The following is a 24,239-nucleotide window of genomic DNA, read 5'->3' on the forward strand; positions in this document are numbered from 1 at the left end:
TATATGTTGTATTTTTAAAATTCTTCACCAGCAAACTTAATTTTGCAACCAAGTACAGTTGCGATAATCATCTCGATATCCTTGAAGAAATTGTAGTGGCGATAGTAATAGCAATTCAAGCGAACCTTATCAGGATAGATTACATTGTCATTATGCTCCACAGCAATTTCTTGAGCTTCACGTTTATCACCTTCTGCCTGCATCTTTGCCACATATTCAGAAATCATCTCATCTTCGAGACGATACTTCAATGTTGCAGGCCCCGTGATACCAGGGCGAAGCTTCAGTACATCGCGATCTTCACCTGTCAACTTATCTGCATAACCTGGAACATCCGGACGTGGCCCCACAAAACTCATGTTACCGATAAGCACATCCCAAAGCCCAGGAAGCTCATCCAACTTATAGTGACGCAACGTAACACCAAAAGGAGTAATTCGACTGTCACCCGCTACAGAAACCGATGAACCATTATGCTTCACTGTCATACTTCTGAACTTATGACAATTAAACAACTTACCATCTTTACCTACACGTTTCTGAACAAAGAATGCAGGCCCTCCAGGCATTTTAATCTTCACCATGATTGCTACAATGAGCAATACTGGCCACAGAAAAAGTAAACCAATAAGAGCAACTACACGATCAAAAATCCATTTTAATATCATAATTATTATTATTATTTCTATCTTGGAGAATATTTGCACTTCTTAGTGGAACTTATCGCTTAGCCCGGCGGTTGGACTTGCTTAATCCCGAAAGAGACTCTTGGAGTTCAAACAGGTCATGAATACGATATTGAGAGTAGTATTTCATGTCGCTTCTTGTAGGATTTAACACTCAAAGGTAATCATTTTTTGCGAATCAAGCAAATCTTATACAAGTTAATTTGTTAATTTCCAATATTTTGCATTAAATTAGTAGACCCTAATTAACGTGAATTCGACGAATTATAAGTGTCTACAAATTTGGTGATTATCGAAATTTGTTGTAACTTTATAGTAGTGAAATACAATGAAAAACTATAATAAGAAAATTGAATACGGTTAACGATAATTAGCATAATCATGCAGGTTCTCGTGTATGGAAAGCTCGTCGGGGCTGACTGCTCAGCCCCTTGCCGCATGGCGTTCCCTCCGCATATGAGTATTTATGGTCTTTCGGACTTGAACCCATCAACATACGGTTTCCCTTGCGTGACTACAGCAAAGGCTTGCCTTACAAGTTTGTTGGCGACCGCAACGACCGCCACCTTACCCGGCTTGCCGTTAGACCGCAAACGGTCGAAACATGCCTTGCACTCAGTATTACACCTGAGCGATGAGAATGCCGCTACATAAAGCTGGCTTCTGAGGCTTGAATCTCCGTTTCGGTTGATGTGACCTTTGACATTGACTGACGTACCGGATTGTTGGTAAGTAGGCGACAAGCCCAGATAACGGGTAAGTTGCTTGGCGTTATCAAAGTAGGTGAACCCACCGGTGGCTACGATGAGTGCTGCTGCCAGTGTGACACCGATACCCTTGATGGAGGTGAGCAGGTCCATCTGTTTCTTGTACTCACCTTGTGCCAAGGAAGCAATCTTCTCTTCCATTGCCTTGATTTGCTTCTCCAGGAATGTAATCGTCCTTTCGATGGTTTTCTTACATTCAGGGTCAAAAGAAGGAAGAACCTCCAGTGAACCTTTGAGGTTGCGTGTTGCCACGAGTTGCTTCTTGAGTTGTCGCAGTACCGTGCGTTTCTGCTTCAGGATGAGGATTGAATCGCTGCGCAGCTTGTAAGGAGCCGGTTGCATCCTCTCGCCGTACAGAGCTATCAGACGGGCATCAATCTCGTCCGTCTTGGTGACGGAGAGCATGGCACGGGCGAAGTTCTTTATCTTCAGCGGATTCTCAAGGCTGACGGTTATCCCGGCTTCGGAAAGCAGATAGACGAGCAACGCACTGTAATTCCCGGTGGCTTCCAAAACGCAATGGTGCTCTGCTGCTGAAACGGTCTGTATAAACTCATGTACACCTTTTACAGTGTTTTTAAATGTTTTTGTCCTGCCTGTCTTAGCAGACGAATAAGCGACAACGAAGGTCGCCTTGCTGACATCAATCCCAACGTAAGTCATAGTCTGAATAATTTATTAAAACAACATCTATATACCGTGAGCCATCATTGCGAATGCGGGGTCAAAAGCCCATTGAACTATCCGGTTTCTGATATAAAAGTGTGGGGGCGAAACATACCTCACGGTCTTTATGACTAATGAAAAAGCTGCCTTATTCCATACTCTGATGTTGAAACTTTATGCAAAAATATAACAATTAATAATATACAACGAAATATTGCAGATATAAGCAAATAATTTGCATTATAACAAACTATAAATCATGAGAGTATGAAGTATTTAAGGAACGACTATGTATGTGATATATATGATTCAAATGTCATCACATAGCAATTAGCCTCTTTCTTCTGGAATCCGAGGGATTGAAAGAAATGGTTGGCGGCTATTCGCTTGGGATTGGAGGTTACTTAAAACTCTATGGGTACAAATTTCTGGACTTTTAGCAATACATGCTCTAGATTTGCTTATCGAAGGTTTATTCCTCAGCCCCATAATACTTCGCATACCACTGAGCGAAGGCACGAAGGCCTTGACGAAGACTTGTACTTGGCTTGAATCCGAAATCTTGCTCAAGTGGAGTTGTGTCAGCGTATGTTACAGGCACATCACCTGGTTGCATGGGTACGAGTTCCTTGTGCGACTCAAAGTCATAGTCTGCAGGAAGCACCTTGGCAGCAATGAGTTCCTCCTGAAGGATAGTAACGAAGTCAAGAAGGTTCTCAGGACTGTTGCTGCCGATGTTATATACCTTGTATGGAGGGATTGGAAGGCCATCTTCGCCATTCTGCTTCTCTGGAGCGTGCTGCATGATGCGTACTACACCTTCTACGATATCGTCAACGTAGGTGAAGTCGCGTTTGCAATTGCCGTAGTTGAAGATTTGTATGGTCTTGCCTTCGCGAAGCTTGTTGGTGAAACCGAAGTAGGCCATATCAGGACGACCAGCAGGACCGTAGACCGTGAAGAAGCGGAGACCCGTTGACGAGATGTTATAGAGTTTTGAGTATGAATGAGCCATGAGCTCATTGCTCTTCTTGGTGGCGGCATAGAGCGAGACAGGGTTGTCCACCTTATCGTCTGTTGAGTATGGCACCTTCTTGTTAGAGCCATATACCGATGATGATGATGCATAGACGAGATGCTCTACTGGGTAGTTACGGCATGCCTCCAAGATGTTATAGAAACCAATAAGGTTGCTTTCTATATAGCTGCTAGGATTTGTGATTGAATAGCGCACACCTGCCTGAGCAGCAAGGTTGACAACAACAGCGAACTTCTCCTCGGCAAAAAGCCGATCAATAGCTGTTTTGTCTGCAAGGTTTACCTTAACGAACTTCCAGTCACGCCTGAGTGCCTCAATCTCAGCCAGGCGTTCGTTCTTGATATTCACATCATAGTAATCTGTGATGCTGTCCAGACCAACCACACGTACGTTCTGGAAATCCTTGAAAATACGCTTTACGAGATTAGCGCCAATAAAGCCTGCTGCACCGGTTACGAGAACTGTCTTACCCTCAAGGTTTACATTATAATTTACCATAATTATATTATCTATCATTGGTGAGTTAATAATCTGATGGACACTCGTTAATCATTTTACGATTCCGGGATATTCCTTCTGTACCTACTCATAGATCTGGAGATTGCCGATGTCATAGCGGCGACCGGGCATTTTCACGGCGTGGACGGTCGTCTGCTGGCAGAGCCATGCGATGAAGCTATCAGGAGCATCTGTGCCACAAACATTTGCGATAGCCTCGGGAATGCGATTGGCATCCTCTGCCTTGTAGTAGTAGAAAGGAGGGCAGCACCAGCGACTCTTAGGGACGGCTGGTTTTTCTTCCATGTTGATGATGCGATCGGTATCATCAAGCTGTAGCACACCACACTTGTGGAGACGCTCCTCGCTGGGTTCGTAGAAACGCATCACGCACGAGGTCTGCCTTCTCATTGCCATAGTGAACAAACTTCTGCAAGCTGAAGTTGAGGACATTGTCGCCTGCTATGACCAGGAAGTCTCCACTCTGGTTCAGCTGGTCAACAGCAAATTTGATATCACAGACAGCACCAAGGCTGGTCTCGTTGGTGGAAGTGTCATCATCCACAACGGTTACCTTCTGAGACTTAGTTTCCGCCCAGTCCTGAAAGTGGTGGGCAAACTTATGGTTGCTGATAACTACGTATTCATCCACGAGTCCGGCACCATCTATATCGTCAAGGAGCCAGTCAAGAATGTTCTTGTCACCAACCTTCAGAAGTGGCTTAGGGAAATTCTCTGTAAGGGGATATAAGCGGGTAGCGTAACCCGCAGCTAATATAAGACACTGCATAATCTTTATATGATAATCTTATGCCATCTGCACTATGGCAGATGATTGATTTATACTTTCCAATCAAATCAGGGAACACCTTAAGGTATTCCGTTGTGACTTTCTCGATGATGCTGTCACGGAGGGCGGGATCGATAACCGCTACACAACAACCCTTGAAACCGACACCCGAGAAGCGGTCACCATAGATACCATCCGTTCGGGTCATGATGTCGTATAGGCACTTGAGCTCGGGGCAACCCTTCTCCCAATTCTCGATAGACGACTTACCACTCTCAAACGACAGCTTGCCATAGGCTTCGATGTCACCTCTCTGCCATGCCTCGGCTGCCTGTTCCACATGCTCCTGCTCCGTATACCAATGCTCGGCTCTGCGAGCCCATGTCTCGGGCAACCTGTGCTTGTACTGTTCGAATATCTCACGTGGGATGTCTCGGGTATTCGTATCCTTGTACTTGCCATACTTCATGCCAGCAAAAGCCTCGAGGGCGTAGGCAGCACTCCACAGTTCGTCCACACGCATGTTGAGATTGGTGCCACTCAGGTTCCTTTCCTATCCGCTGAAGAAGATGGCAAACTCATAGGGTTTCATCGTGGGACTGGTAGGAATCAACTTGAAAGAGTCGTCCTTGTTGTCGATCAACACAAGGTTGTCCTTCTTGGAATAAACCTCACAGGCCTGATCATTCTTGCCCACGTTAACTCCCACATAGTCCTTCTCGGCCGACAAGGCCATGTCGATGATTCCCTGACGGGAGAGTTCGATGCCATTCACTTTGGAGAAGGCTGAGAGGAACACGGTGGTGACAGCTGCCGATGAAGACAGTCCACCAATAAGCAGTGAGCCATTAATCACGCCACTCATACCGTACCACGGAGGATATTTCTTGGCTAATACCAAGGTGGCACCTCTGAGGCAATCTGCCCAGTCCGACTAGGGTGTCTCAGACGTGCTTGCAATATGTCACTGAGCTCTCTTCTCAAACAGGAAAGACACCTGCTCAATGACGTCATTCATCTTCTTGCGGTACGCAAGTCGGATTCCCTTATCAATGGTGAAACCCGTACTCTTTCCCAATCCATAATCAGAGTGTGCGATTACAGGAACCACTCGCTGAGGGCAAAACTTTACTCCATCTGGATCTTTGCCATATCTCAAAAAATCTTTGTGCTGAAAGGTAATGCATCTGTAGTTGATTAAGAATTAGTCCCTTTTGAAAATATCACGTGTATAAACCTTGTCCATCACATCTTCCAAACAGTCATCATATCTGTTCGCAATAATCGCCTTTGACTTAGCCTTAAACTCATCAAGGTTGTTTACGATCTGGCTGCCAAAGAATGATGTTCCATTCTCGAGCGTTGGTTCATAGATAATTACTTCAGCACCCTTTGCTTTGATGCGCTTCATGATGCCCTGAATAGCAGACTGACGGAAGTTGTCTGAGTTGCTCTTCATTGTCAGACGATAAACGCCGATGACACACTGATGTTCCTTCGATGAATCCCATGAAGCATTTTCTGCATAGTAGCCAGCCTTGCGAAGGACTGCATCGGCAATATAGTCTTTACGAGTGCGATTTGAATCTACAATAGCACTCATCATGCACTGAGGGACTTCGGCATAATTTGCGAGCAACTGCTTAGTATCTTTAGGTAAGCAATAGCCACCATAACCGAACGAAGGGTTGTTATAGTGAGTACCGATACGTGGATCAAGACCTACTCCACTAATGATGTCCTGAGTATCAAGACCCTTAACCTCTGCGTATGTATCAAGCTCGTTAAAGTAAGAGACACGGAGGGCAAGGTAGGTATTTGCAAACAACTTTACCGCTTCTGCCTCCTTCAACCCCATGAACAAAGTATCAATATTCTCCTTGATAGCACCTTCTTGCAAAAGGGTAGCAAAAGCCTTTGCATACATCTCTGCTTCAGAATTTCCGATAGTAGCAATTGCCACATTCTCCTCTTCCCATTTCTTCTTCACGCCAGTAGGCAACACTTTTGGATAGCCCACAATGATACGACTTGGGTAGAGATTGTCTTCCAGAGCCTTTGACTCACGAAGGAACTCTGGCGAGAAGAGAAGATTGAACTTCTTATCCTTCAAAGTTGGATCAGTCAAGAACTTGAGAGCATACTTCACATAGAGAGAATGGCAATAACCAACAGGAATTGTCGACTTGATTACCATGATGGCATCAGGGTTTACGCTAATAACCAAGTCTATCACATCTTCAATATGATGAGTATCAAAGAAGTTCTTCACAGGGTCATAGTTGGTAGGAGCAGCTATAACCACATAGTCAGCATCCTTGTAAGCACTTGCACCATCAAGTGTTGCAGTCAAATTCAAATCTTTTTCAGCAAAGTATTTTTTTATATATTCATCTTGAATAGGACTAATTCGTTTATTGATCTTATTTACTTTCTCTTCTATTACATCAACAGCTGTAACCTGATGGTTTTGTGCCAACAGAGTCGCAATAGACAGACCTACGTAGCCTGTACCAGCTACAGCTATTTTCATTTCACTAAATTCTCTCATAATAATAGGGCTAAAACTTTATTTCATTCAAGTTATTTGTCATTAGTATATCATTTGGTACATATCATCCACGAATCTTGCACCATCGCCAGGTTTCACCCAGAATACCTTGAAGGTATTCTCGTATTCAGGATAGTCAGCGAGGTATTTTTCTGTGAGTTCCTTTTCGATGTTTTCCTTGTAAGCAGGATCAACAAGGGTTATTACAGCACCCTTGAAACCAGCACCAGAGAAACAACCTCCATAAACGCCTTGCATAGGACGATGATATTGTAGATAGAAATTAACTCAGGGCTACCGCACTCATAATTGTGAATAGAAGACTCACATGAATCAAATGAGAGTTTTCCCAGGAGTTGAAGATTACCTGTTTCCCAAGCAATTACTCCCTGACGTACTCTACAATACTCAGAATAGAAATGCTCTGCCCTGCGTGCAAAACGAGAAGGCATCATATCGCGGGTTTTGTCGAAAGATTCCTTTGGAATGTCACGAAGGAACGTCTTATCGAATGTTTTAAGAGGCTGATCCATATATGCAAGCATATTCCATACAGCAGTCTTACACTCAAAAACGCGGAGGTTATAATCTGAACTAACCAAAGAACGTATCAGTCCGCTGAAGAATACGCCAATCTCAAAGTCTGGCATATTCGGATTGCGTTTGATAACTCGCCAATCGTTGCTATCGCAGTCAAGGAAGAGAAGGCCATCTTTCTGCCCAAGTGCGATACAAACCTGATCAAGTAGGCCATTATTAAGTCCGATATACTCACGTTCTGCTTCAGAAGCAATTGTCACAACTTCAAACGGCTGCAACTTAATTAATGCCATTAGCCTTGGCAAAAGCTATGACATATGCGATAAGTACCGCTGCAGAAGAAGATAAACCTCCTACTGGTACTGATCCTTGCAGGACACCATCAATGCCATGTGTAAGTTCAAAACGCTTTTGTAGCGCATACTTTGCACCACGAGCATAGTCACCCCAATGTTTCTCACGTACTTCTGTGCGCTTCCGAAGATCTATATGCACTTCGCCTTCGAAGCTCTTGCTTGTAAGATTTACTTGTCAATCCTCACGCACATTCTGCTGCCCGTACATCTTGAAAGCTGCCCGGAGGCACTTGTAGTCATGCCGGCTGAAGCACGCAAGAAGATTGCCCGCCTGTCTGCCGAGGAAATCAAGAAATATCTGGAAATCTGCCTGGAGACAACGTATCTGGGTCAAAACGCCTTGCAAGGATTGCTTGGTTGCAAAATCGTACAAGACCTCCCATTCGGCAACAGAAGGAGCCTTGTCCAGACCCTCTCTATTGCCTAATGAAACCTTTATCAGTTCAAAGAATAGTTTTATCATCTAAACGTCTTATATGCAAATTTCTTCACCCATCCAGGGCTGATTGCCATAATGTAATACGCATAGCCGAAGAGTGTAGCCTTCATGCCATAACCCAAACCACGGTTTACCTCGTTTCTGAGCTTCAGCACCTCCTTGGCGAACTTCGTTCCACCTCTGCGCTTATACATGTCCTTCGATACGCGGAATGTCAGTACCACATCCTTCAGATTGCCGAACTTACATCCAGCCTTGAATGCTCGGTACCACAATTCCGTATCCTGATTTTTCTTATATGAAGCATTATACGATATAGCCTTGTCGAAGAACCTTGCTCGGAACATGACTGCAGGATGCGCCAACGGATTGCGAGTTGCGAAGAAAGCAAAGCAATCATCATGCGTCAACGGATAGTTTATCACCTTTCCATTCTGTTTGCCGTCATACTCCATTTCCTCAATAGCGCCACCTATCACGTCCAGATCTTCATGCTCCTCCAGGTACTTCACCTGCTTCTCAAAGCGATTTGTCTTCGATATGTCATCGGCATCCATGCGTGCAATATACTTTGGCTGCAACCGCTTGCCTTCTTCCAGCAGGTTGTTCAATACGGCAGTTAGACCTCTGTTCTCCGTGAACCAGAACACTTTCACGCAAGAATCCGACTCATATCCATGAAGCACATCAGCAAGGCCATCGCTCACAGTACCATCTACACCCACTAGCAGTACGAAGTCCTGATACGTTTGTCCAAGAATGCTCTCAACTGATAAACGTAAATGCTCGGGATTGTCGTTCTTATATACCGACATCAATACTATCATATTATTCATCCCTATTCTTTTTAATCAAGGTTTACTACATATAAACCACGTCTTCCTTCAAAAACCGAATCGAAGCAAACCGCCTTACCATCTTGACGCCAACGTGGGTGCAGGTCGTTACGGGTGTTGTTGTCGTACTTGAATGGAGAGAACACGCGAGCAATCACCTTCACACTTTCGCCTGTGGTATCAGTATCGAGTCCCAACTTCAATTCCTGCACACGCGAACGACTTGGGTAGGTATCGAACACCACCAGATGATTCTCGGTTGGGCAATAGCTTGGATGGCCGTCATTACTAAGCTGTGGCCAGATGTGAGTCCACTCCTGAGTCTTATCTTTCATAAGGTAGTAACCCGGGCCAAACTCCTTCTTACGCTCAAAAGCGATGATTTCCTCATCGTTCTTCCAGTAGCAATGGCTCACCATGTCGTCATCCGAGAGAACATACATATCCGTACCATCCACGTTACAGGTAACGAGTCGGGTGTATTTTCTCTGACCGCAGAACCAACGGTACAGTACCATGAAGCGTTTGCCGTTAGGCGACAACATCAGATGGTTCACCTTGTGTACACTACCCTCCTCCTGCATCTCCGGACGAGGCTGGAAGTTTGCGAAGTCGATATATTTTAGGAGTTCAACCACCTCACCAGTTTCCACATCCATCTTCCATACGGCAGGAGTATCGGGCAAAGCCACACCCTTCGTTACCTCAGGCAGTTCTGCATAACCATAACCAAGACGAAGCGAATGCAAACGTGAGAAGTCCAACCCGAGAGCTGTCTTACCATCAGCCGAAAGTGTATATACCGGCATAGGCAACACACGCTCTTGGAAGGTATTTACATCAAGAATTACCGAGCAATACTTGCCATCACGAAGGTCGTTATACAAAATACGCGATTTAAAGTCAGGCCCCATCCATTGTGCCATACAACCTTGCTGCACATTCCAGCAATTAGTGGTTGCAAGTGTAACGGCAGTTTTAGTCGTCGTGTCGATACGGATGATCTCTGCAATCCCAATTGGATCTGGCTCGCTCCATGTATCCTTCGCCTTCATGCAAAGCATATATCGCATGGTTGCATCCCATGGCGTCTTGTCGTAATAGCCGAAGAAGAATTCTCCTTCTTCATTGGGCGACACCTTTACGATATTACCCTGACTCTTTATTTTCTTGCTTACAGCATAGCATCCCAACTGATATATACGCTTTATTACCTTCTTAATAGCCGGATATTTATTCAGCTGATAATTTATCTTTTGTTCTATACTTGCCATATTTACAATGACTTTAATAGATTAAACATTTCTATAGGCGTTTTTATGTGTTCAAAACCAAAATATTTTTTACATATCATATCTTGTTCCGAAGTTAATAGTTTTTTGTATTCAGAAAAAATCGAGTAAAGTTCTTCTATCTCAGAATTGTGTGTACTATCCGAAGCCTGCCAATTATCTATTGCAAGATTTGCATTGCCTTTATCACTGTTTGCGGTCGTTTTTATTTCTTGTCTGACTATCCAATGTGGTTTTCTTAAATAGGTACAATATGCTATATGCGTACCCACACTATTTGACATTGTCATATCTGATAGTTCAATCATAGATTTTTGACGTGATAAAAAGTTATAATCATATCTATGACCTGAGCAAAATATTTTGTAATCTTTCTTCAAAAGTTTTTCTTCCACCTCAAGTGTTATGTCACTCCAGAATAAGGATATAACAACACTATCATAGTCATGACGGATTTGCTCAATTTTTGAAATCAAATAGTCTATGTCAAATGAAACACTACACCCAGTAGGAGCATGAGAAAAGAAAACCAACAATGTCCTACCAAGCATTTTTTTTATGTTACCAAATTCTAATTCTGTAAGGTACTGATTCGCATAATGAATATACGGTCCAATAGGTATAGCTTTTTTCTTTTCAATATGATTTTGTATATGTTTCACTCTCACCTCTCCAAAAGTTAGTATCGTATTAGCAAACGTCATTGTTTCTTGAGATGAAACATAACTGCCGAAAAAATAACCATGCTCGACTAATGCTTTTATATAAGACTTTTTCCAACTACAATATTTTCTTATACTATAACCAATGCCGAAACAATTATTGTCCGTTATTATTTCATTAAAGTATTTAGGAAGAGGCTTAGATAGCTGTTTATAATCAAACATGTCCAAATATGAGCGATTATGTACATCACGTACATAACGACTATTTTTTATGCGAATCAATGCACATGAAAAAGAGCTCAACAGTTTTGAGCCGTATACAATTTTAGATATACACATTATTCTGTAATATTAATTAAAATTTTGATATAGTTTAATATAGTTATCAAACATTCTATTTACCGTAAATCGTTCCTTGAATAGCTTTTTGGACTTTTCACCCATTATCATCAACTCTTCTGATGACAACGAAAGCATATATTTATATGCATTAGTTATTGAAACCACATCATATTCTATCACCAAACCTGTTTCGCCATCGATGATTTGCTCTGGTATTCCCGCTACATTCGAACCTACAACAGGAAGGCCAATCCGCATAGCTTCAATTATTGATATTGGCAATCCCTCGTCTTTACTGACCAATATAAAAACATCTGCTTTTTTTAAATACGAATCAACTTCAGTTGTATTACCAATAAAGTTTACACAATCTAAGTTATTTGTTAAAACTGCATCTTGGAGTTTTTCCCTTATAATACCATCACCGACTAATGAAAGTTCGACTCTTATTTTTTCTTCTGGAGTTAACCGAGTAATGGCTTCTATCAATCCCATTTGGTTTTTTCTATTAGTCAAAGACCCTACGCAGATAAAATGGAGTCTGCCTTTATTAGAAGTTGGTTCTTTAACAAAATCTTTATCAATAATACCGTTATAAACATAAAACAGTTTTTCTCTCTCAAACAAAGGATGGTTTTGAGAAAAAATTTCCATAGACTTTCTTGAAACAAATCCAACCTTTGTAATATGGGTTAGTACGAAGTTCAGTCTGTTGTATAGGTATTTTTTTCCTAACCAAGAATTAAGGGCTGGTTTATTAGTATATACCATAGAGAAATCTTCTCCATTTGTATGAAGTGTGAGAAATACCTTACTTTTAATAGAAGGATAATATTTATATAAATAATATGCAGTACTTAACTCCTGACAATGAATCACATCGTAATTCGGATTACTGTCGCAAAAGCGTTTTACTATTTCGCGCATATGCCGTTCTTCTACAAAATAGTTATACACTATTGATAGTATCGTACTATATTGCAATATTCTATGAATAAGGAATTTAATCTTATTTCTCTTTTTAATAGTTTCTTTGTTTGTAAAATCCTTGTAAACAAAACGTTCCTTGGAATAAACATCTAATTCTATTTTTTCTGAGAAATATGATTGATTATCTACAAAGCTTTTTACAAAAGATGATGCGCCATTAGGTGCATTATACCATCCAGAATAAAGAATACAAACTTTTTTCATTTATTAAAATATTAATTGTTTTCATAATCATGCTTCAATGCGAACGGTAAGGAAATAAACATAAAGAATATTCCCGACATGTATATAAATGTTGGTCTTTGATAGTAAAACATTAATATATACAAAATATATAAAAGAAATATTTTTTTATTCTTCCTACATGTCTTTATTCCATATAGTACCATTATCAACAATGATATCATAATATATATTAATCCGTAATCATAGATAATCATCTTATAAGTTGAAATTTTTGAATCAATAGCCATGTGAGCATTTAACCCTTTACCAAATAACAGATCAGATGACCCCCATAAAGCATCATACGCCCTATTAAAGCTTTCAGAGCTTCTATTGTCACCACCTAAATGACCATTTCCGATAGATAAGCGATCAGAAACAAGTTGTGTTAAGTCAATATCTGTTTGGTAATAACTGTTAATAACTAATAATGCAACAATGCTAATAATAGCAGGGATAATGAATTTTATATTAACAATTTTCCTATATTGAAACACAAAAAAAAGTATTGTTACTACGTAGAAAAAAAGTGAGAATGATACAATTCCAGAGATAAACAGAACTACGTTTCTCCATAAATTTAGTCTAAAACGGTCCATTATCAAAAAAGTAGTGGCAATCGTACTGACTACACCAGGTTCTTCAAATATAGCGTGAAACCTATATAATAATTGTATATCTCTTACATTCGTAGGTACTAGAAGAAGGTAATAGTTATTATACAAATAGTCTTTCGTTTCATTTAATGGCATAATTGTTATGTGAGGCAGATTCAAACCTACATAAACCACTGCTATATACATGACTAAAGACACTAATAATATACATGATATTAACGTTTTGAACCGTTCTAATATTTGTAACATATAGTCTTTATCTGTATATAAGAAGACAACAAGTAATATTCCTAGCACAGAACTTACCGATAGCTTAAAACTACAATCTAACAAAACTTTTAATATCAGTAGTAATATTATACCATTAAGACCATAATTATGAACAATTCTTTGACTGCAATGTGGTATCAATAATATTGTTAACACGATAAGAGAATATCCAGGCAATGCATTCGTCCATGCGAAATATGGCACAAACGTAACAAGAAGCAGAGCTGCCAGGAAAAAGTATAATATCTCCTTATTTAGAATAAAATCCGGTGATCTCATTTTTTTTATATAAAGACTTTTGTTTTGAAAATAAATTTATATATTTCAAAGCAATATTCTTACAATCATGCAAATTCAATGCATAATCGATTGATTCTTTTGAAATCATATCGATTTTTGATGGATCATTAATTAATATATCCAACTCGGTTAATATGCTATCTACAGTAGGACAAATATTAACAACTGGGCAATAATTAATGGTAAATTCTTGCATGTTTTCTGGCTCATTTCCACTTAATACAACTTTACCCATTGACAATGCCTCTATTGTGTTCATGCCGTAACTATGAGCGTAGCATTGGTCGATAATTATATCGGCATCTCTCATTATTGCTAAATATTCATTGAGCGGCAAATGCGATACAATATTAATTGTAACCTTATCGTTGTAACGCTCTGCAATTATCTTAAGCGCTTTAATGATAATTTCACTTCCCTTTTCTTTACTCCTTGTTACTCCGTGAAAAATATTAATTTTCCCACATCTTTCTTTTGTTTCAACCTTTAATTTCACGTCGTAAGGCAAAGGAATAGTATTAAATATTTTGTAATTATACTCCGTCTGGAAATAACGATATGCATCAGCATAATCAACCATAACAGGAATAACACCTCTAATTGAATCCAAAATATTCAGAAATTGTTTTTTTGTTGTTTCAATCTGTCCTTGATATTTCTTTATATAGAATTCGCTAGTTTTTTTTCTAAAAGGCAAAAACGAATTAAAAATAAAGTCATTTCCGCAAGCAGATAGAAAAATCATTTCTTTTTCAACTAACATGGACTTCACTTCTTCAATAGTGGGCAAAGGATCGTACCATAATCCATCATTATTTTTAATAAATGTTGGGTTCACAATCAAAGCACAATCATAATAGTGTTTCTTTTTTTTGATGATCCTCTTCATTTTTATATAGGAAAAAAATCTCCTAACATAGTGAGAGCCCTTTATATCCTTACCAAACAGTTGATAATTGCTTGTATCAATGGTTACTGAACCAGGTTCTGATACTATTTTTTTGAACGTATCACCCCAGTTGAATGCACACGCCTCCACTCCAACTCTGTGAAATCCCCTACATAAGTATTTTGAGAATCCGCTATATTCACCAATAATTAAAATTCTCATGCTATGATTTTTCAAAATATATGTACAGGTTGGCAGTATCGAACTGCATACTTCGAGATTACTCAGTACCACCTGTGCAACCTGTTAATCTTATAGATTTACTTGAACTCGTTGATGAGACGTACAACCTCTGCCACTTCCTCCAATGTAATAGCAGGACCGATAGGCAGACTCAGTTCTTCATCTGCCAAACGCTCTGTAATAGGAAGGGATAGCTGAGGAGTGTTCCAAACCTCTTTGGCATAGCACTCTTGCTGATGTGGGGCGATAGGATAATGGCATACAGTTCCTACACCTTTCTCTTCAAGATAGTCATGCAGACGGGCACGGTTCTCCTTACCGCTTACGATAACGGGAAATAGGTGATATGCATTCTGCTCATCAGGAAAGAGATCAGGAAGGGTAATCAGCGGATTGTTAATGTGCTCATAATAGTAGTGAGCAACGGCCTTACGCTTTGCATTATCCTCGGTCAGATACTTCAGTTTCACATCAAGAACAGCAGCCTGAATCTCATCCAAACGGCTGTTACGGCCAGCGTACTTGAAGACATACTTCTTCTGGCTACCATAGTTAGCAAGAGCACGAACGGCAGCAGCCAGCTCAGGATCATTGGTAGTAACAGCACCACCATCACCAAGTGCACCAAGGTTCTTTCCAGGATAGAACGAGTGACCTGCTGCATCACCAATATTACCGGTTACACGGCCATCGGTATGCTTGCAGCCATGGCTCTGAGCGCAATCCTCAATGAGCTTGAGGTTGTACTTCTTGCAGATCTCGCCAATCTTATCAGTATAAGCGATACGACCATAGAGATGTACGATAGCGATGGCCTTGGTACGAGGAGTGATAGCGGCTTCAATCAAGTCGTCATCAATCTCAAGGGTGTTGGGCTTTGGCTCAATGCTAACAGGCACCAATCCGTTCTCTGTGATAGAGAGGGTGGTTGCTATATAGGTGTTTGCAGGAACGAGCACCTCATCACCTGGCTGCATCACGCCCATCTCGATGTAGGCACGGAAGATCCAGATGAGAGCATCCAAGCCATTGGCACAACCGATGGTATGCTTGCAGCCGATAAACTCACTATAGTGCTTCTCGAACTGCTCGTTCTCCTTACCCTGGAGATACCAGCCATTGTTTACTACTCGTGTAACAGCTTCGTTAATTTCAGATCCATGAAGAGCGGTTACGTCCTTAAGGGACAGAAAGGGGATATTCATAATTTTAAAATTTATTTATTTCTTTATATCATCTTTATCCTTCAGCATGAATGGTTCTCCATGTCCAGGATAAATGTTAGTTTCATTTGGATAGGTGCCCACAATCATCTGTATGCTTTGTTTATACAGTTCAAAGCTACCATTACGCTTGTTGACATATGCTTTGTATTGCATGATGGTATCGCCTGTAAACAAGCATCCATCTAAATCAATACATATTGAACCCATGCTATGCCCTGGAGTTGGTACAAACCTAACAGTATGCTCACCCCATGTCAATATATGGTTCAAAGATTCTGTGGTATAATCCACACGTCTTACAGCATAGGTATAATTTTCACGCTCATAATACAAACGGAAATACATATTACCAGCTTCTAGCAGATTGTTTTTGCATGCCTCCGAACATATTACCTTGGAATCATACTTGTCTAAGAGTGCATTCACACCCCATGTATGATCTGTATGTTCATGGGTTAGAATTATGTAGTCTAAGTGCAAGCCGTTCTCTTCTATGAAAGCAGTCTCACGAAGAGAGAATTCACTTGCTGGATCTATACAAATGGTGCACTTTGTTACATCGTCCCAGACGATGTAACAATTGGATGTCATAAGTTCGTTTACGTATCTTTCTATCTGTATCATACGTTAAAAATAGAGTACCATACCACCCCACGTGTATCCCAAGCCTTGAGCCATGGAGAGTACCTTCATGCCTTGTTTCAAAGTGCCGTCCTCCAACGCTATGCAAAGTGCAATAGGAATAGTAGAAGAAACGGTATTACCTACGTTGGCAATGTTGACATAATACTTCTCAGGTGCAATCTTCAACTTACGTCTTTCAAGATTAGCAAGGAAAATGTTGGCCTGGTGGTAAACGTGCAAGTCAATGTTGTCCTTCTCCTCGCCATTCTTCTCCAGTACATCCTTAAAGAGTTGAGGTATGCTTTCGAGAGAGTAGTTGAGGATAGCAGGGCCATCCATATAGAGGTTGTCTGACGAATGAGGATTGCCGTAATCGTCAAATTTCAAGTCGTTCAGAGGTTTTGGATTGCGAGCACAACCTGACTTTACAATCAGATTCTCTGCACCGCTACCATCGGTACCAATCACGAAATTGCCTATACGTGCCATGCCCTCAGTACTTACGAGAGTAGCAGCTGCACCATCACCAAAGATTGTACGGTTGCCCTTGTCACGCTCATGCATGTACTTCGAATAGGTCTCTGCTGTCAATAGCAATACATTCTGAGCCTGACCGCTTACTACCACAGCCTTTGCAAGAGACAGACCTGTTACGAAGCCAGAACAGCCCAAATTAACATCGATAGCTGTAATTTTGTTGGACAGTCCTAAACGGGTTTGAATGGTACAAGCAGTTGTCGGCAGATGATAATCTGGACTCTGTGTAACGAAGATAAGGTAATCAATGGTCTGGCGGTCAATATTGTTTGCCGCAAACAATTTTTCAGTAGCACCACAAGCCAAGTCGCTTGCAGTCTCACCATCGACTGTAACATGACGCTCCATGATACCTATCTTGGATGCTATCTTCTCTTCAGTCCACTCGGGAAAATCCTTCGCAATATCAGCATTGGTCAGGATTTTCTCCGGGAGGTTGTAAGAGAGAGCTTTAATATATGCTTCTATCATTACAGTTCAGTTTTTTCAAGAATCTTACAATCAGCAATGTTCAAGAGAACAGTACCATAAGCAAAACCAGCACCAATAGCATTCATCAATACAGAATTGTTTGGCTGAATCTTCTCACGGTTTTCTACCATGCACAAAGGGATGGAGGTTCCTGCTGTATTACCATACTTCTGAATTGAGTGAAGAATCTTATCAGGATTGGCCTTTGCCTTCTTTGCAATATAATTTGACATGAAGTTATTAGCCTGATGGAATGCATAGATGTCAATCTCATCAATCTCCTTGCCAGCATAAGCAAGCAATTTCTTGATATCCTTTGGCAAAACAGATATAGCAAAGCTGAACACGTCATCGCCAACCATATTGATCTGCTCATAGCTTCTCATGCTTCCATCTTCCTGCTCCACGAGCTTCATGGTCTCAGCTGAGCTGGGGATACGCGCTCCACCTGCAGGTAGAATTACAGAATTGAGGTGAGCACCATCCGTATTCATCGAGAAGTAACTCTCGCCATATTGCTCTCCCTTGCTCAAAACGGCTACAGTACCGGCATCACCTAAAAGCTTACCAGTACCTTTATCCTGCATGGAAATCATCTTGGTAAGTGTTTCACCTACCATGATCATTACGTTATTGATACCAGGCTGCTGCAGGAAATTGTATGCCATAAGCAGACCATGAATAAAGCCAGAGCATGACATATTAACATCATATACGATGGTCTCCTTGCTCAAACCCAGTTTGTTCTGAAGAAAGCCTGATGTTCCAGGAATCTTGTAGTCAGGACTCTGACTTATAAAAAAGAGTGCATCAATATCCTCGCGGTTGATTTCCGTTTCGTCAAAAATCTGACAGGCAGCCTTGTAGCAAAGATCTGAAGCGCAAACATCCGGATCAGCAAATCTGCGCTCTTCAACACCCGTTGCAGCAATAAACTTTTCAATCTCTTCCTCTGAATAATATTCGGTAAGGGAAGTGGTCTTGACAACCTTGTGAGGAACCGTTGCAGCAATAGCACGGAGACCGATATTGTTGAATTTTAGTAATGCCATATTATGCAAGACAGTAACCACCGTCAATTAAAAGATTAATACCAGTTACCCAAGTTGATGCGTCAGACAGCAGATAGATAGCACCATTAGCAATATCTTCTGGTGTACCCACACGCTTCAAAGGGTAGCGGCCATACATCGTCTCTTTCAGCTGTTCCTCAGAGAACATTTCGTTTGCCAGGTCAAGAATGCTTGTTGGAACAAGACCTGGGCAGATAGTGTTAACACGTGTACCCATGGCAGCAAGTTCGTAAGCAGCACTCTTGGTGAAGCCTGCTAATGCACCCTTTGTTGCATCATATAGAGACTCGCCTGTATTGCCAATAAATACACCTGACATTGATGCGATGAAGACAATAGAAGACCTCTTTACGAGTTTCTTTTTCTTCAGCAAACCAGAGGTAAGAAGGATTGGAGCCAACTCATTTACGTTGACAATTTCTTCTAACAACTCACGTTTGATGTTCTTTACACCACATATTTTAGGAATACCTGCACTATGAACTATGCCATTAATTTCGAGGCATTCCGCTACCACCTTGTCAATATCCTCCTGATTTGACAGATCGGCCTGGATAGCAAAGTGTCCTTCACCCTCCAACATGCCAAGAGTTTCGTTCAAACGTTCCTGATTACGACCGTTAATAACCATTTTAGCTCCCATCTTGGAGCACTCAACGGCAATGCCTCGTCCGATACCGGACGAAGCACCCGTTACGAGTATGGTCTTTCCTGCTAGAGAAAAGGGATTATATGCCATTACTTGCACAGGATTACGTTATACAAATCCTCGATAGTAGTGCAAGAACGGATGTCTGCACCAGTAATGCTCTTGTCAAACTCTTCGTCAACCATAGCGATGATTGAGAGAGCGGTCAGAGAGCCCCACTCTTCGAGCTCACGGAAGTGAGTACCAGCAGTGAACATTGACTCTTCAGTTTCGTTGAACTCTTCTGCGAAACGACTTACAAATTCTTCCAAATTCACAATTGTAAAATTTTAATTATTTTTAAATGTTAACTAAAAATATTATTTAAACGGTTTTTCAAAATCCGGATTTTCATACGGTTTTACACCTTGGTACTCAAGGGTGTCCCAAATGCTCTTTACTGTAAGATCGGGCACCATGCGAGCCACAATCTTCTGGAGGGTATCGTCACAACCCACCTCATACCATTCGGTCACGCCATTAGCTTTCATATTCATGGTGATATCAGTCCATTGAACAGGATAGGTCATCAGCTTCAACTCTGTCTCAAGAATATCCTGAGGGTCAGTATGTTCCTTTCCATCGGCATCCATATAAATAGGCACACGTGGAGTCATCCAATGCATCTTCTTCAGCTCTTCACCAAGTATGCGACCCTCTTCAGCAGAGTTAGGTGAATGACCCACACCCTTCTGAGGGAGAACCAAAGCACGTTTTGCACCCATACCTTTCAGTATCTTACATGCTTTCTTTACAGAATCGCGAGCTCCGGTAATAACCAACTGGCCAGGGCCATTATAGTTGGCCACATAAAGGCCGGTGTTATCCTCCTCGCTCACTTGCTTCAGCACTTCACGCACCTGCTCATCAGGAACTGCAATAACTGCACCCATGGCAGAAGGATTGCGCTGGAAGACATCATAGAACACCTGTCCGCGAGTCTTGATGAATGGCAGACACTCCTCAAAGCTAAGAGCGCCGGCTACTACAAGAGCAGCATACTCGCCAAGTGAATGGCCTGCAGTACAATCGGCCAAGACTGCATCCTGACCAAGGGCAGCAGCCACCTGGTAGATGAAGATAGCAGGTTGTGTATAACGGGTATCCATCAGGACATCCTCCGATGCTTCAAACAGGAAGTCCGAGAACCGCTCACCAAGGATGTCATTGGCGTGCTCAAAGATGGCTCTCGCCTTCGGACACTTCTCGTACAGGTCCTTACCCATACCGAGCTTCTGGCTACTTTGGCCAGGGAAAACGAATGCTTTCATATATATTAATATCCTATCATTTTTAATAATTTTGGTTTATGCGACTCAAAATCTTCCTTGGTCATAGACATAGCCACATATTCACCTTTGACATCTTGAAAATGCTTACATATCTTCATTCCACTCATAAGATTATATTTAATAACTTTCTTGTTATCAACATGGCATGCATCATAATCATCTTCAAACTCCATTCCGCACACTTCAAACGCGATTTCTCGCATCATAATTGGACATGCAATAACCTCTTCCATAGAAGCTTCCGGAGCCATAACCCAACTACCTCCGGTATATGTTCTATCATGAATGCTGTAAATACGGTTTAAACCGACAGGTATCTCATCCCTATAAAATATAAAATAATAGTCCGTGCCTTCTTCCTCTCGTTTTTTATAATTTCGAATCCATTCAACCTGGTTTTCGACACCTCCCTCAATGTCATGAATATATTTTGACCGAGTTGCATCAGATCGAAGTCTGAAGATAAATTCAGCGTCAGATTCTTCCACAAGTCTTGCATGTAAACCATACTTTTCGTATGTGAAGTCTTTTTCGATTAATCTCATAAATTATTTACTCAAGTTTCGGGTTTAGTCTGAAGAACTAAAAAATTGCATAAAAAGACTTTGAGCATTTCCATATATCACGGAAAATAAGTAAATTAGATGTGTAAAAAACATTACTCAAAACTCGAAGCCATGAGCAAATTTACAAAAATTCTTTCAGAAATCCGCCATTTTTTCAGTGAAAAACATCGTAGCATAGTAATGGATACGTTCACCCGACTACTTGACAACATCAATTTGGACTGCCGCAGCCTTGGAGGAATGAAACGCAAGAACTGCCGACTTACCAATCTTCAGATATTGGTTATTCTCTCACGTGCAGGGTAATTATATTGAAGTTGTTGCTACCGTAGCTGAACTTACGGGTGCAGATTCTGACGATTTGACTATGCAGATTATTGAAAATGACAAAAGACTGGCGACACTTAGAGCGTATGCGCAAACAGCGTAAATTCTAAATCCGAAACTTGAATTATTTAGTCTTTCTGTATTCTAAAAATTCGTTATAATCACGTATGTAATCCTCCTTTATGTATATATCAGACGCTAGTACCATACAAACAGCACCAGAAGAGAAATCCCCTAGGTCACGCCACATTCCAGGCTTCACATACAAACCCTGGTAGGGTCGGTTCAAGAAGAATGTACGCTTGCATCTGCCATCATCTAGAGTTACATTAAATGAACCAGAAGCTGCAATTATAAGTTGACTCAAATCACGATGAGCATGGGCTCCACGCTCTTCTCCACCTGGCACATCATATAAATAGTATACACGTTTAACATCAAAAGGAAGGGTCTCGCCATTTTGCACAACAGTAAGATTACCCTTGCGATCTGAATGATGTCTGTCGAGCTCTATGATAGAGCAATCAAATACATTAAATTTCTCCATCCTCTTTTAACTTAACAAATTGCTTGTATTCTATGATATAGTCCTTTTTATCATACTTAGTATCTGCAAATTCCAATGCAAGTGAGTTAGTAGAGAAATTCTCCATCTGACGCCACAAGCCATTGGGAATATAGAGACCATAATAAGAGCGATTGAGAGTAAACGTCTTCCGATTTATTCCATCATCGACCGTTACATCAAAACCACCAGAAATGGCGATGATAAACTCTGATGTTTTTCTGTAAGCATGTCCACCTCGATTTTCTCCACCAGGAACATCATAAATCCAGTAAATCCTCTGTATTGAAAACGGGATATGGTTATTCTGCTCTGCAAAAGAAAGATTTCCTCGTGGATCATTAAAACGAGGCAATTCAACGAGTTTTACATCATCTTTTGTCATTGTTTTTCTTTTTAATTATTGTCAAAATATCGATTCTATGATTAAGTCCCATAATTCCATGAATTAATGAAGTAAAAATAATTAATGAGCCTAATAGGTACTTAATAAATCCATCTGTTACTAAGACTAACACTAAACTGCTTATTACGAATAATAATTGAATCCCATAACACTTAACAAACTGTATGCTAAACTCAAATGAGTATTTATTTCTTGCTATGACATAGACTTGTATGAAATAAATAAAATAAGTTAGGGCAAAAGCTATTCCAACACCCTCTAACCCCAATACCTTATAACCTAGTATATTAAATATCAACCCATAAGAACATGCAAAAACCTCGTTGAGCATGAATAATTTGGATTCAGCTTTTGCAACAAACAAATAACTAATTACCCAAGAACCCAATCTAAGTAACATACCTAAACATGCCCATGAAATATACAAATTTGCAGATAGGAACTTATCGCTGTATAAAATTTCTAACACAAATGGCATAAACAAAAGGCAAATTGTGAGCAAAGGTGCTAGTATCAATGTCCCTATCTCTCCTTGCTGACATACGGCATTTCTGCATTTATTATTATCCTTATTTATAGAAGCTAATCGAGGATAATAATCTGTTGCAATGGCATTCATGACTAGTCCGACATAGGTTGTCATAATCATAAAACCAGCTTGATATAAACCTACTTCCCCTACTCCACCAAGACTCTGAATATAACTCCTTGTTATGTATGCTACTGCCGTTGCCAGTATGCCGCTAATACTCATAGATATACCCATAACAAGCATTTGCCGACCATGGGAAAAAGTTTGCTTCAAAGAAATATTATTCTTTTCAATTTTGATTTTTCTAGAATATAACCATGATATAACCAAGGAGCATAAACTTGTTAATACCAACGTTGGAGCAATGCCGTTTATTCCTAACCAATAATAAAAAGGTATAGAAACTAATAATCCTATAGTAATACCAATCGCTGAACACTTAGCAAGTTCCTTTAATCTTCTTAACCCTTGAAGTACCACTTTTTGTCCAGCTGATAATTGATCAAAAAGTAAAGTAAACGATAGAAAAACAAATGGAATAGAGTAATCGTAGTTACCAAACGCGGACTTACTCAAAAGAGGTGATATAAAAACGACACCTAATAACCCTAAAACTCCGGTTATTCTAACTAATCTACGAACAACTGTAACGGTTTTGGATATTCTTTGAAGATTACCCGAACCATTAGCTTCAGATACGTCACGTACCGCACTTGAGGCAAGTCCCATATTAGTTATTTGTTGTACTAATTGTAAACCACTCTGAAACAAGCCTAGCACTCCGACACCAGCTGGACCAAGAAGAATTGCGATAACTTTCGACTTTATTATTTGAATCAGAATTTGATAAAACTGAACACCTCCAAATAATGATGTCGCTTTAAAAATACTTCTATATGATGATGTATTATCAGACATTTTATATATCACT

At 40.6% G+C, this 24,239-nt stretch carries 29 protein-coding genes; 1 reads left to right on the top strand and 28 read right to left on the bottom strand.

Features of this window, described 5'->3' with window-relative positions:
- Positions 1–14: 14 nt before the first annotated feature.
- The 25 genes from C4H11_RS04390 to C4H11_RS04500 all read right to left on the bottom strand — a co-directional run bounded on the left by C4H11_RS04390 (position 15) and on the right by C4H11_RS04500 (position 21,457).
- Positions 15–668, bottom strand: a complete 654-nt coding sequence (locus C4H11_RS04390; RefSeq protein ID WP_106043126.1) for a sugar transferase — start codon at positions 666–668, stop codon at positions 15–17.
- Between the two features lie 482 nt (positions 669–1,150).
- On the bottom strand, positions 1,151–2,116 hold the full coding sequence (locus tag C4H11_RS04395; RefSeq protein ID WP_106040618.1) for an IS110 family RNA-guided transposase: 966 nt from the start codon (positions 2,114–2,116) through the stop codon (positions 1,151–1,153).
- Positions 2,117–2,591: 475 nt separating this feature from the next.
- Positions 2,592–3,656: an NAD-dependent epimerase/dehydratase family protein gene (locus C4H11_RS04400; RefSeq protein WP_106043128.1), complete on the bottom strand. Its 1,065-nt coding sequence runs from the start codon at positions 3,654–3,656 to the stop codon at positions 2,592–2,594.
- Positions 3,657–3,740: 84 nt separating this feature from the next.
- Positions 3,741–4,073, bottom strand: a complete 333-nt coding sequence (locus C4H11_RS14385; RefSeq protein ID WP_234819938.1) for a glycosyltransferase family protein — start codon at positions 4,071–4,073, stop codon at positions 3,741–3,743.
- On the bottom strand, positions 3,985–4,446 hold the full coding sequence (locus tag C4H11_RS04405; protein ID WP_234819878.1) for a nucleotidyltransferase family protein: 462 nt from the start codon (positions 4,444–4,446) through the stop codon (positions 3,985–3,987). Before C4H11_RS04405 ends, C4H11_RS14385 begins: the two co-directional genes overlap by 89 nt.
- Entirely contained in the window at positions 4,379–4,963 is a 585-nt protein-coding gene (locus tag C4H11_RS04410; RefSeq protein WP_129588274.1) for a hypothetical protein, read from the bottom strand. Before C4H11_RS04410 ends, C4H11_RS04405 begins: the two co-directional genes overlap by 68 nt.
- Before the next feature lie 36 nt (positions 4,964–4,999).
- Positions 5,000–5,347: a GHMP family kinase ATP-binding protein gene (locus C4H11_RS04415; protein WP_129588275.1), complete on the bottom strand. Its 348-nt coding sequence runs from the start codon at positions 5,345–5,347 to the stop codon at positions 5,000–5,002.
- Positions 5,348–5,650: 303 nt separating this feature from the next.
- Positions 5,651–6,979 (bottom strand): UDP binding domain-containing protein, encoded by a 1,329-nt coding sequence (locus tag C4H11_RS04425; RefSeq protein WP_205729983.1) that lies wholly within the window; start codon positions 6,977–6,979, stop codon positions 5,651–5,653.
- Positions 6,980–7,200: 221 nt separating this feature from the next.
- Entirely contained in the window at positions 7,201–7,830 is a 630-nt protein-coding gene (locus C4H11_RS14390; protein WP_234819879.1) for a hypothetical protein, read from the bottom strand.
- Complete coding sequence (locus C4H11_RS14685) at positions 7,817–8,032, bottom strand: GHMP family kinase ATP-binding protein (RefSeq protein ID WP_449374856.1); 216 nt, start codon at positions 8,030–8,032, stop codon at positions 7,817–7,819. Before C4H11_RS14685 ends, C4H11_RS14390 begins: the two co-directional genes overlap by 14 nt.
- Positions 8,033–8,068: 36 nt before the next feature.
- Positions 8,069–8,356 carry a hypothetical protein gene (locus C4H11_RS14395; protein ID WP_234819880.1) on the bottom strand — a complete coding sequence of 96 codons (288 nt, stop codon included), beginning with the start codon at positions 8,354–8,356 and terminating at the stop codon, positions 8,069–8,071.
- Positions 8,353–9,168 (bottom strand): glycosyltransferase, encoded by an 816-nt coding sequence (locus C4H11_RS04435; RefSeq protein WP_106040623.1) that lies wholly within the window; start codon positions 9,166–9,168, stop codon positions 8,353–8,355. Before C4H11_RS04435 ends, C4H11_RS14395 begins: the two co-directional genes overlap by 4 nt.
- Positions 9,169–9,179: 11 nt before the next feature.
- The gene (locus C4H11_RS04440; protein WP_106040624.1) at positions 9,180–10,442 is read right to left on the bottom strand and encodes a TolB-like translocation protein; all 1,263 of its coding nucleotides are present in this window, start codon (positions 10,440–10,442) and stop codon (positions 9,180–9,182) included.
- 2 nt (positions 10,443–10,444) lie between these two features.
- Positions 10,445–11,347 (bottom strand): hypothetical protein, encoded by a 903-nt coding sequence (locus tag C4H11_RS04445; protein WP_106040625.1) that lies wholly within the window; start codon positions 11,345–11,347, stop codon positions 10,445–10,447.
- Between the two features lie 129 nt (positions 11,348–11,476).
- The gene (locus C4H11_RS04450; protein ID WP_106040626.1) at positions 11,477–12,661 is read right to left on the bottom strand and encodes a glycosyltransferase family 4 protein; all 1,185 of its coding nucleotides are present in this window, start codon (positions 12,659–12,661) and stop codon (positions 11,477–11,479) included.
- 11 nt (positions 12,662–12,672) lie between these two features.
- Positions 12,673–13,548: a hypothetical protein gene (locus tag C4H11_RS04455; RefSeq protein ID WP_144597897.1), complete on the bottom strand. Its 876-nt coding sequence runs from the start codon at positions 13,546–13,548 to the stop codon at positions 12,673–12,675.
- A gap of 271 nt (positions 13,549–13,819) precedes the next feature.
- Positions 13,820–14,980, bottom strand: coding sequence for a glycosyltransferase (locus C4H11_RS04460; RefSeq protein ID WP_106040628.1), 1,161 nt, complete (start codon positions 14,978–14,980; stop codon positions 13,820–13,822).
- Positions 14,981–15,078: 98 nt separating this feature from the next.
- Positions 15,079–16,206, bottom strand: a complete 1,128-nt coding sequence (locus tag C4H11_RS04465) for a DegT/DnrJ/EryC1/StrS family aminotransferase (protein WP_106040629.1) — start codon at positions 16,204–16,206, stop codon at positions 15,079–15,081.
- Between the two features lie 15 nt (positions 16,207–16,221).
- On the bottom strand, positions 16,222–16,851 hold the full coding sequence (locus tag C4H11_RS04470; protein WP_106040630.1) for an MBL fold metallo-hydrolase: 630 nt from the start codon (positions 16,849–16,851) through the stop codon (positions 16,222–16,224).
- A 3-nt stretch (positions 16,852–16,854) separates the two neighbouring features.
- A complete protein-coding gene (locus tag C4H11_RS04475; protein ID WP_317045992.1) occupies positions 16,855–17,859 on the bottom strand; it encodes a 3-oxoacyl-ACP synthase III family protein in 1,005 nt (334 codons plus the stop codon).
- Positions 17,859–18,911 carry a 3-oxoacyl-ACP synthase III family protein gene (locus C4H11_RS04480; RefSeq protein WP_106040631.1) on the bottom strand — a complete coding sequence of 351 codons (1,053 nt, stop codon included), beginning with the start codon at positions 18,909–18,911 and terminating at the stop codon, positions 17,859–17,861. The genes C4H11_RS04475 and C4H11_RS04480 overlap by 1 nt, the downstream gene beginning before the upstream one ends.
- Position 18,912: 1 nt before the next feature.
- On the bottom strand, positions 18,913–19,671 hold the full coding sequence (locus C4H11_RS04485; protein ID WP_106040632.1) for an SDR family NAD(P)-dependent oxidoreductase: 759 nt from the start codon (positions 19,669–19,671) through the stop codon (positions 18,913–18,915).
- Positions 19,671–19,898, bottom strand: a complete 228-nt coding sequence (locus C4H11_RS04490; protein ID WP_106040633.1) for an acyl carrier protein — start codon at positions 19,896–19,898, stop codon at positions 19,671–19,673. Before C4H11_RS04490 ends, C4H11_RS04485 begins: the two co-directional genes overlap by 1 nt.
- A gap of 42 nt (positions 19,899–19,940) precedes the next feature.
- Positions 19,941–20,846, bottom strand: coding sequence for an ACP S-malonyltransferase (locus tag C4H11_RS04495; RefSeq protein ID WP_164996507.1), 906 nt, complete (start codon positions 20,844–20,846; stop codon positions 19,941–19,943).
- A 50-nt stretch (positions 20,847–20,896) separates the two neighbouring features.
- Positions 20,897–21,457 (bottom strand): GNAT family N-acetyltransferase, encoded by a 561-nt coding sequence (locus C4H11_RS04500; protein ID WP_106040635.1) that lies wholly within the window; start codon positions 21,455–21,457, stop codon positions 20,897–20,899.
- 132 nt (positions 21,458–21,589) lie between these two features.
- On the opposite strand from C4H11_RS04500, the gene C4H11_RS14065 reads away from it, so the two are divergent.
- A complete protein-coding gene (locus tag C4H11_RS14065) occupies positions 21,590–21,784 on the top strand; it encodes a hypothetical protein (RefSeq protein WP_129588276.1) in 195 nt (64 codons plus the stop codon).
- Between the two features lie 145 nt (positions 21,785–21,929).
- Here the strand turns inward: C4H11_RS14065 and C4H11_RS04505 are convergent, their stop codons facing one another.
- The 3 genes from C4H11_RS04505 to C4H11_RS04515 are packed head-to-tail and all read right to left on the bottom strand — an operon-like array spanning position 21,930 to position 24,226.
- On the bottom strand, positions 21,930–22,352 hold the full coding sequence (locus tag C4H11_RS04505; RefSeq protein WP_106040636.1) for a sugar 3,4-ketoisomerase: 423 nt from the start codon (positions 22,350–22,352) through the stop codon (positions 21,930–21,932).
- A complete protein-coding gene (locus C4H11_RS04510) occupies positions 22,339–22,755 on the bottom strand; it encodes a sugar 3,4-ketoisomerase (protein ID WP_106040637.1) in 417 nt (138 codons plus the stop codon). The genes C4H11_RS04505 and C4H11_RS04510 overlap by 14 nt, the downstream gene beginning before the upstream one ends.
- Positions 22,742–24,226, bottom strand: coding sequence for an O-antigen translocase (locus C4H11_RS04515; RefSeq protein WP_106040638.1), 1,485 nt, complete (start codon positions 24,224–24,226; stop codon positions 22,742–22,744). The genes C4H11_RS04510 and C4H11_RS04515 overlap by 14 nt, the downstream gene beginning before the upstream one ends.
- Positions 24,227–24,239 lie beyond the last annotated feature (13 nt).

It is taken from the genome of Bacteroides zoogleoformans (genome assembly GCF_002998435.1).
Taxonomy (GTDB): Bacteria; Bacteroidota; Bacteroidia; order Bacteroidales; family Bacteroidaceae; genus Bacteroides; species Bacteroides zoogleoformans.

Excerpts from the sequence above, each read along its gene's own strand:
- C4H11_RS04390 (WP_106043126.1), bottom strand. The coding sequence starts at position 668 with ATGATATTAAAATGGATTTTTGATCGTGTAGTTGCTCTTATTGGTTTA.
- C4H11_RS04395 (WP_106040618.1), bottom strand. The coding sequence starts at position 2,116 with ATGACTTACGTTGGGATTGATGTCAGCAAGGCGACCTTCGTTGTCGCT.
- C4H11_RS04400 (WP_106043128.1), bottom strand. The coding sequence starts at position 3,656 with ATGGTAAATTATAATGTAAACCTTGAGGGTAAGACAGTTCTCGTAACC.
- C4H11_RS14385 (WP_234819938.1), bottom strand. The coding sequence starts at position 4,073 with ATGGCAATGAGAAGGCAGACCTCGTGCGTGATGCGTTTCTACGAACCC.
- C4H11_RS04405 (WP_234819878.1), bottom strand. The coding sequence starts at position 4,446 with ATGCAGTGTCTTATATTAGCTGCGGGTTACGCTACCCGCTTATATCCC.
- C4H11_RS04425 (WP_205729983.1), bottom strand. The coding sequence starts at position 6,979 with ATGAAAATAGCTGTAGCTGGTACAGGCTACGTAGGTCTGTCTATTGCG.
- C4H11_RS14390 (WP_234819879.1), bottom strand. The coding sequence starts at position 7,830 with ATGGCATTAATTAAGTTGCAGCCGTTTGAAGTTGTGACAATTGCTTCT.
- C4H11_RS14395 (WP_234819880.1), bottom strand. The coding sequence starts at position 8,356 with ATGATAAAACTATTCTTTGAACTGATAAAGGTTTCATTAGGCAATAGA.
- C4H11_RS04435 (WP_106040623.1), bottom strand. The coding sequence starts at position 9,168 with ATGAATAATATGATAGTATTGATGTCGGTATATAAGAACGACAATCCC.
- C4H11_RS04440 (WP_106040624.1), bottom strand. The coding sequence starts at position 10,442 with ATGGCAAGTATAGAACAAAAGATAAATTATCAGCTGAATAAATATCCG.
- C4H11_RS04445 (WP_106040625.1), bottom strand. The coding sequence starts at position 11,347 with ATGTTTGATTATAAACAGCTATCTAAGCCTCTTCCTAAATACTTTAAT.
- C4H11_RS04450 (WP_106040626.1), bottom strand. The coding sequence starts at position 12,661 with ATGAAAAAAGTTTGTATTCTTTATTCTGGATGGTATAATGCACCTAAT.
- C4H11_RS04455 (WP_144597897.1), bottom strand. The coding sequence starts at position 13,548 with ATGTTACAAATATTAGAACGGTTCAAAACGTTAATATCATGTATATTA.
- C4H11_RS04460 (WP_106040628.1), bottom strand. The coding sequence starts at position 14,980 with ATGAGAATTTTAATTATTGGTGAATATAGCGGATTCTCAAAATACTTA.
- C4H11_RS04465 (WP_106040629.1), bottom strand. The coding sequence starts at position 16,206 with ATGAATATCCCCTTTCTGTCCCTTAAGGACGTAACCGCTCTTCATGGA.
- C4H11_RS04470 (WP_106040630.1), bottom strand. The coding sequence starts at position 16,851 with ATGATACAGATAGAAAGATACGTAAACGAACTTATGACATCCAATTGT.
- C4H11_RS04475 (WP_317045992.1), bottom strand. The coding sequence starts at position 17,859 with ATGATAGAAGCATATATTAAAGCTCTCTCTTACAACCTCCCGGAGAAA.
- C4H11_RS04480 (WP_106040631.1), bottom strand. The coding sequence starts at position 18,911 with ATGGCATTACTAAAATTCAACAATATCGGTCTCCGTGCTATTGCTGCA.
- C4H11_RS04485 (WP_106040632.1), bottom strand. The coding sequence starts at position 19,671 with ATGGCATATAATCCCTTTTCTCTAGCAGGAAAGACCATACTCGTAACG.
- C4H11_RS04495 (WP_164996507.1), bottom strand. The coding sequence starts at position 20,846 with ATGGGTAAGGACCTGTACGAGAAGTGTCCGAAGGCGAGAGCCATCTTT.
- C4H11_RS04500 (WP_106040635.1), bottom strand. The coding sequence starts at position 21,457 with ATGAGATTAATCGAAAAAGACTTCACATACGAAAAGTATGGTTTACAT.
- C4H11_RS14065 (WP_129588276.1), top strand. The coding sequence starts at position 21,590 with ATGAGCAAATTTACAAAAATTCTTTCAGAAATCCGCCATTTTTTCAGT.
- C4H11_RS04505 (WP_106040636.1), bottom strand. The coding sequence starts at position 22,352 with ATGGAGAAATTTAATGTATTTGATTGCTCTATCATAGAGCTCGACAGA.
- C4H11_RS04510 (WP_106040637.1), bottom strand. The coding sequence starts at position 22,755 with ATGACAAAAGATGATGTAAAACTCGTTGAATTGCCTCGTTTTAATGAT.
- C4H11_RS04515 (WP_106040638.1), bottom strand. The coding sequence starts at position 24,226 with ATGTCTGATAATACATCATCATATAGAAGTATTTTTAAAGCGACATCA.